The following is a 7,450-nucleotide window of genomic DNA, read 5'->3' on the forward strand; positions in this document are numbered from 1 at the left end:
GGGGTGTGGGCGCCCCCGCCGCCGTGGTGGGCGACCGCCCCGCCCGGCGGGCCCCCGCCGGCCCCCGCCCCCGCCCGACCGCACAGGACGAGCCGCGAGCCGGCCGCCGCCAGCGCCTCCGCGTACCGCGCCATCCGCTCGCGGTACTCGTCGTCCTCGATGACCCCGCCCACCAGGATCACCGCCTCCGCGGCCTGCTCGCGCATCATCTGGACCAGGGCCAGTTCACGGGCCGGATCGTTGCCCGTCGATGCGACCAGGGTGAGCCTGTCGCGCTGGGCGGCCTCCATCTCCACACCCTGCGCGACATGCGCGAAGAAGGAGCTCACCACGTCGAAGGTGAGCACCGCGACCGTCTTGCGGCCCGCGCCCGCCAACGCGCGCGCGTGCGCGTTAGCGACGTAGTCGAGGTCCTTGACGGCCCGCAGGACCTTGGCACGCGACGCCGTGGACGTCGGATAGTTGCCCGCGAGCACCCGCGAGACGGTCGCGACGGAGACGCCGGCGCGCGCCGCCACATCACGGATGGTGACCCGCTCACCCACAGTGTCTCCTCATATACGCCTCTAGTGCCTTTAGTGCCTCAAGTGGCAGAGTCCGGAGCCGGGTTGCCCCCACGACAACCCGCCCCGGACCATCATCCCGCCCCTGCGCCCCGCGTCAGTGCGCGGCCTCGTACTCCTTGGCGAACTCGTCGTGGGACTTGCTGCCGCCCTGCGCCTGCCACTTCTGGTAGACGGCGTCCCAGTCCGACAGCTTCTTGCGGCCGGAGACGATCGCCGTGACACCGTCCTCGATGATCTGCTGCATCGACGCGCCCTGCCGGTTGTACGTGTCCGACATCAGGCCCCAGTGGTCGTCGCGCACCAGGTTCGGCACGACCGCCTGCTCCCAGGTGTGCAGCCGCTTGGTGAGGTCGGGGAAGCCGGGGAAGTACAGCGGCTGCGGCGCGTCCATGAGGTAGGCGAACGGCAGGTTGGTCCTGTTCTCCACCAGGCCGAGGGAGTTGGGGATGGGGTCGCCGTTCTTGTCGTACGCGAAGTGCGTGCCCTCGACGCCCGAGTGCATCAGCTCGTACTCCTTCGAGCCGAAGGGGGACGCCAGCCAGTCCAGGACCCGCAGCATCAGCTTGACGCGGTCCTTGGACGCCTTCTTGATGACGGTGTAGCCGAAACAGCCGCGGTTCTGCTGGTAGACCGGCGTCGCGCCGTCGACCACGTACGGCACGGCGGCGTCCAGCGTGAACTCGTCCTTGATGCCCTGCGCGTTGGAGATGACCGCGCCCCAGCCGTCCGTCATGGAGCGGACCGTGCCGTTGTAGAACTGGGTCTTGAGGTCCACCTGGGAGATCGAGGTGGCGTCGGAGTTGTACGAGCCGGCCTTGCGCATCTTGGACATGAACTCGAGCGCGGCCCTGAACTCGTCGGTCCCGTACATGTCGGTGACCTTGCCGTTCTTGATCTGCCACTGGTTCGGCGCGCCGTGCCACATCGCGTGGTAGAGGTAGCCGAAGAAGCCGACCGAGGATGCGCCGAGCCCGTACTTCTTGTTCTGCGAGGCCTCCTTGGCCATCGTCTGGAAGTCGGCCGCCGCCATGCCCGGCTTGTAGCCCGCCTTGTCGAAGGCCTCGCGGTTGATGAACATCGCGCCCTGCACCTTGGCGCGCTCGATCGGGAGGCCGTAGATGCGCCCGGCGACCCGGCCCATGCCCTCCCACGCGTACGTGGGGATGTTGGCGAGGTTCGGGTAGTCCTTGACGGCGTCCCCGGACAGGTGCTCCGAGAGGTCGGCGCAGCGCGACTTCACGAACTGCGACTCGCGCGGCAGGACGTACCCGCCACCGAAGTTGATCATGTCGGGGAGGTCGTCGCCCGACATCAGCGTGGACATCTTGGAGCGGAAGTCCGCGTCCGGCACCACCGAGAACTCGACCTCGACGCCGAGCGCCTCGTTCATCGCCTGCCAGTACTTGTTCGATCCGACCGGCTTCGGCGGGGTGCCGTAGGTGATGGTCATGACCTTGATCTTCTGCTTGCCGGTGCCCGGCTTCTCGGCGGTCGCCTCGATCAGCTTCTGGGGGTACTTCGTGAAGCCGGGCTGCACGCCTTCGGCGCTCGGCGCGAGATCGGGCTTCGGGCCCTTGGCGGGTGTGTACGTCGGCCAGGGCGCCGCCTTCTTGTTGGCGTTGGAGACCGAACCGCCGCCGCCGGATTCGGTGGAACAGGCGGTGAGCAGGGAGGGAGCGGCGACGGCGGCACCGCCGACGGCTATGGAGCGCAGCAGCGTACGGCGCGACATCGAGGAACCGGACACGGTGTCAACCTTTCGGGGGAGCACGGGAGTTGGCTCAGCTCTTGATGCGGGAGGTGGTGGCTCAGCTCTGGATGCGGGAGGTGGCTCAGCTCTTGATGGCGCCGGTGAGCACGCCCTTGGTGAAGTACTTCTGCAGGAAGGGGTAGACGATCAGGATCGGCACGGTCGCGATCACCAGGACGGCCATCTGCATCGTCTGCGGGGCCGAGACGTTCGAGGCGTCGCTCAGGCCGGTGTCGGCTATCTGGGAGCCGCCCATGACGTACGTACGAAGGACCTGCTGGAGCGGCCAGTGGTCGGACTCCAGATAGATCGAGGCATGGAACCAGGCGTTCCAGTAGCTGACCGCGTAGAAGAGGCCGACGACCGCGAGGGCCGCTTTGGAGAGCGGAAGGACGATCCGCCACAGGATCTGCCAGTCGCCCGCGCCGTCGAGCCGCGCCGCCTCGTACATCTCCTCGGGAATGCCCTGGAAGAAGCCGCGGAGCACGACCAGATTGAAGACGTTGATGAGCACCGGGACGATCAGGGCGCTGTAGCTCTCCAGCATTCCCGCGCCCTTGACCAGCAGGAACGCGGGGATCATGCCGGGCGGGAAGAGGAAGGTGAACAGGACGACGAGGAGGATCGGCTTGCCGCCGTACACGTTCGGGCGGCTCAGTGCGTACGCCAGGAACGTGGTGCACGCGAGCGAGGCGAGGGTGCCGATGACCGTGACCCCGGCGCTCACCCCGAGCGCCTTGGAGACGATGCCGCCCGCGAAGACCTGCTCGTAGGCGCGCAGGGTCGGGTGCTCGGGCCACAGGACCCAGCCGCCGTTGGCGACGACCTCGCGGTTCGAGGCGAAGGACGTCGAGACGATGACGAGGAAGGGTACGAAGACCAGGACCAGGATGGTGATGATCGCGAGGAACTTCGCGACCTGGGTGACGGGCTTCGGCTGCTCCATCCAGGCGGGACGTAGGGGGCGTGCCGCGGCGGATTTCATGGCTCGGGCGGACTTCGTGGCTCGGGCGGACTTCACGGTCGTCGTGCTCACTTGTAGACCCCCTGCTCGCCGAGGCGATGGGCGACCTTGTTGGCCGCGAAGACGAGAATCGCGCCGACCACGCCCTTGAACAGGCCGGCTGCCGCGGCGTATCCGGTGTCGCCGCCGACGATGCCCTGCCAGAAGACGAAGGTGTCCAGGACCTCTCCGGCCTCGGGGCCGACCGACTGCCGTTGCAGCAGCATCTGTTCGAAGCCGACGGAGAGGATGTCGCCGAGCCGCATGATGAGGAGCAGGATGACGACCGGCCGGATCGCCGGCAGCGTCACGTGCCAGAAGCGGCGCCAGGGCCCCGCGCCGTCGATCGCGGCGGCCTCGTACTGCTGCTCGTCCACCTGCATCAGCGCGGCGAGGAAGATGATCGTGCCCCAGCCGGCGTCCTTCCAGACGACCTGCGCGACGACGAGCGCGGGGTACGCGTCCGGGTTGCCGATGATGTCGACGGAGTGCAGACCGGCCTGCCCAAGCACGGAGTTGAGCAGTCCGGTGTCGGCGAGCACCTGCTGGAAGAGGGCGACGACGATGACCCACGAAAGGAAGTGCGGCAGATAGACCACCGACTGCACGAAGCGCCGCGTCAGGTCCGACGTCAGGCTGTGCAGGAGCAGGGCGAGGCCGAACGGGACCGGGAAGAAGAAGACCAGCTGGAGCACCGCGAGGAAGAGGGTGTTCCAGGTCGCGTGCCAGAAGTCCGGGTCGCCGAACATCCGGTCGAAGTTCTCGAGGCCGACCCAGGGGCTGGCCCACAGGCCGTCGAAGGGGACGTACTCCTTGAAGGCCACGGCGTTGCCGATGAACGCGCCGTAGTGGAAGACCAGGAAGTACGCGACGCCCGGCGCCATGAGCAGCAGCAGGACCCGCGAGGCGTGAAACCGTTTCCATCGCTCATCACGCCTGGTTTTGTTGCCATTTGGCCTGATGCTGAGCTTGCCGGGCGGCTTCACCGCCTCGGTTTCCGTCCGGTCCTTCGTCACCGCTGACACGGCAGCCCCTCCGTTGTCGGAACAAGGTGACCGGAATCTAAAGCGGTTACTAACCCCGGTCAACCCCCTTGGACCCGCGATCTCTTGACCACCGTCCCGACTTCGGCCTAGCCTCCAGGCGCTGATGGGTAACCGGTTACTACGAGGGGCGGTCACGCGTGGCAGACCAGGAAGACCAGGAAGACCAGGCAGAGCTGACGGGCCAGTTGGCGGACCGGTCGTCGGGCCCGCCGATCACGGCGCTCGCCATGAGCGCCGATGTGGCGGAGCGGGTGTTCGCACCGGACATACGCGAACGGCTCGCCCACAGCGTGGAATTGGCGCCCGCCCTGCTCACCGGGTCGCTCACGGGGCCCGACGCGCGGGCGGTGCTCGCCCGGACGGAGATCCTGGTCACCGGCTGGAACTGCCCGCCCATCACGGCGGAGGTGCTCGCGCACGCGCCCCGGCTGCGGGCCCTCGTGCATGCCGCCGGGTCGGTGAAACCCGTGGTGACGGACGCGCTCTGGGACCGCGGCGTGGTGGTGTCGTCGGCGGCCGACGCCAACGCGGGGCCCGTCGTCGCGTACACCCTCGCCGCGATCACCTTCGCCGCGAAGGGGGCGCTGTCCACCGCTGCCGGCTACAGCGCGGGGTGGCCGCCCTTCACCGGCCGTACGGGCGCGGACGCCCGTACCGTCGGCGTCATCGGGGCGTCCCGGATCGGGCGCGGGGTCATCGCGGCGCTGCGGGCGTCCGACACGGGCCTGCGGGTGCTGCTCACCGACCCGTATGTCACCGCGGACGAGGCGGCCGGGCTCGGCGCGGAGCTGGTGGAGCTGTCCGAGCTGTGCCGCCGCAGCTCGATCGTCAGCGTCCATGCGCCCCAACTTCCGGAGACGCGGGGGATGGTGAGCGCGGAGATGCTGAAGCTGATTCCGGACGGGGGGACGGTGATCAACACGGCGCGGGGCTCGCTCGTCGACACGGAGGCGCTGGCCGATGAGTGCGGGGCGGGGCGCCTCGACGCCTTCCTGGACGTCACGGATCCCGAGCCGCTGCCGGCGGGGCATCCGCTGCTCGCCCTGCCGAATGTGCTGGTGACCCCGCATATCGCGGGGGCTCAGGGGAGTGAGGTGCGGAGGCTGGGGGAGTACGCGGTGGGGGAGGTCGAGCGGTTTGTGCGGGGGGAGCGGATGTGGGGGCGGCTGTCGCGGGAGGAGCTGCCGAGGCTGGCGTAGGGGCGGGTTCCTTTCCCCAGCCCTGCCCCTTCCCGGAACTTTCCGGCTCCGCCGGCCGCGAGGTGGCCGTCGATCACCGGCTCCGCCGAGTTCGTCCTCAATCGCCGGACGGGCTGAAATGCCTGCGGCCGGGCTGGAAGACCTGCTGACGGGTGGGCGGGCAGCGCGGCGGCGACCACGGCGCTCAGCGTGATCGCGCGAGAACGGAGGAAAGGGCGTGACGCGTGTGGCGGAACCGGTCGAGCGGGGTTCGCCGATGGCAGTGGGCGGGCCGTGCGGGTTGTAGGGGGAGTCAGGGGCGGCCCGCTGTTACGGGGGCGCCGATCAGCAGGCACTATGGGCACAGGGCGGCACGAGCTCCGCAACGCGCTCGAAACCGTGTGGTGGGATGCTCATGAGCCCCGATGTGTCCCCAGGTACGAACACAGCGCGAACAAGCGCGGACGCAGGCGGCCTGACCAGCAAGGATGGGTGGAAGCGGAAGATGGACAAGCAGCAGGAATTCGTGCTCCGGACTCTGGAGGAGCGCGACATCCGGTTCGTACGCCTGTGGTTCACGGATGTCCTCGGCTTCCTGAAATCGGTCGCGGTGGCACCCGCCGAGCTGGAGCAGGCCTTCGACGAGGGCATCGGCTTCGACGGCTCGGCCATCGAGGGCTTCGCCCGGGTGTACGAATCGGACATGATCGCCAAGCCGGACCCCTCGACCTTCCAGGTCCTGCCCTGGCGCGCGGAGGCCCCCGGCACGGCGCGGATGTTCTGCGACATCCTGATGCCGGACGGATCGCCGTCCTTCGCGGACCCGCGTTACGTCCTCAAGCGGGCCCTCGCCAAGACCTCGGACCTCGGGTTCACCTTCTACACCCACCCCGAGATCGAGTTCTTCCTCCTGAAGGACAAGCCGCTGGACGGCTCGCGGCCCACCCCCGCCGACAACTCCGGCTACTTCGACCACACCCCGCAGAACGTGGGCATGGACTTCCGCCGCCAGGCCATCACCATGCTCGAATCCATGGGCATCTCGGTCGAGTTCAGCCACCACGAGGGAGCCCCCGGCCAGCAGGAGATCGACCTCCGTTACGCGGACGCGCTCTCCACGGCCGACAACATCATGACCTTCCGCCTGGTCATGAAGCAGGTCGCCCTGGAGCAGGGCGTGCAGGCCACCTTCATGCCGAAGCCGTTCTCCGAGCACCCGGGCAGCGGTATGCACACGCACCTGTCGTTGTTCGAGGGCGACCGCAACGCGTTCTACGAGTCCGGCTCCGAGTACCAGCTCTCCAAGGTCGGCCGCTCCTTCATCGCGGGCCTCCTGAAGCACGCCGCCGAGATCTCCGCGGTCACCAACCAGTGGGTGAACTCCTACAAGCGCATCTGGGGCGGCTCGGAGCGCACGGCGGGCGCGGGCGGCGAGGCACCCTCGTACATCTGCTGGGGCCACAACAACCGCTCGGCGCTGATCCGCGTCCCGATGTACAAGCCCGGCAAGACCGGCTCGGCGCGGGTCGAGGTCCGCTCGATCGACTCGGGCGCGAACCCCTATCTGACGTACGCCGTGCTGCTCGCCGCGGGCCTCAAGGGCATCGAGGAGGGGTACGAGCTGCCGCCGGGCGCCGACGACGACGTATGGGCGCTGAGTGACGGCGAGCGTCGCGCGATGGGGATCGAGCCGTTGCCGCAGAACCTCGGCGAGGCGATTGCGCTGATGGAGCGCAGTGAGTTGGTCGCCGAGACGCTCGGCGAGCACGTCTATGACTTTTTCCTCCGGAACAAGAAGCAGGAGTGGGAGGAGTACCGCTCCGAAGTCACCGCCTTCGAGCTCCGGAAGAACCTCCCGGTGCTGTAGCGCCCTTTCGGGGCGCGGGGAACTGCGCGAGCAACCACAG

General features: G+C 68.5%; 6 protein-coding genes. 2 read left to right on the forward strand and 4 right to left on the reverse strand.

Going from position 1 to position 7,450, the window contains the following annotated elements; translation table 11 throughout:
• The 4 genes from ACFWY6_RS42880 to ACFWY6_RS42895 all read right to left on the reverse strand — a co-directional run.
• On the reverse strand, positions 1-545 hold a 545-nt coding region (locus tag ACFWY6_RS42880), incomplete at its 3' end, for a LacI family DNA-binding transcriptional regulator (RefSeq protein WP_384702561.1).
• A 115-nt stretch (positions 546-660) separates the two neighbouring features.
• Entirely contained in the window at positions 661-2,313 is a 1,653-nt protein-coding gene (locus ACFWY6_RS42885; protein WP_384702564.1) for a sugar ABC transporter substrate-binding protein, read from the reverse strand.
• Between the two features lie 85 nt (positions 2,314-2,398).
• A complete protein-coding gene (locus ACFWY6_RS42890; RefSeq protein WP_384702568.1) occupies positions 2,399-3,262 on the reverse strand; it encodes a carbohydrate ABC transporter permease in 864 nt (287 codons plus the stop codon).
• Positions 3,263-3,348: 86 nt separating this feature from the next.
• Positions 3,349-4,203, reverse strand: coding sequence for an ABC transporter permease (locus ACFWY6_RS42895; RefSeq protein ID WP_384702571.1), 855 nt, complete (start codon positions 4,201-4,203; stop codon positions 3,349-3,351).
• Between the two features lie 389 nt (positions 4,204-4,592).
• Between ACFWY6_RS42895 and ACFWY6_RS42900 the strand changes: the two genes are divergently transcribed.
• Positions 4,593-5,564: a hydroxyacid dehydrogenase gene (locus ACFWY6_RS42900; protein ID WP_384702574.1), complete on the forward strand. Its 972-nt coding sequence runs from the start codon at positions 4,593-4,595 to the stop codon at positions 5,562-5,564.
• A gap of 484 nt (positions 5,565-6,048) precedes the next feature.
• A complete protein-coding gene (locus ACFWY6_RS42905) occupies positions 6,049-7,410 on the forward strand; it encodes a glutamine synthetase family protein (RefSeq protein ID WP_135335056.1) in 1,362 nt (453 codons plus the stop codon).
• The last annotated feature ends 40 nt before the right edge of the window (positions 7,411-7,450 follow it).

Source organism: Streptomyces sp. NPDC059037 (assembly GCF_042740015.1).
Classification (GTDB): Bacteria; Actinomycetota; Actinomycetes; order Streptomycetales; family Streptomycetaceae; genus Streptomyces.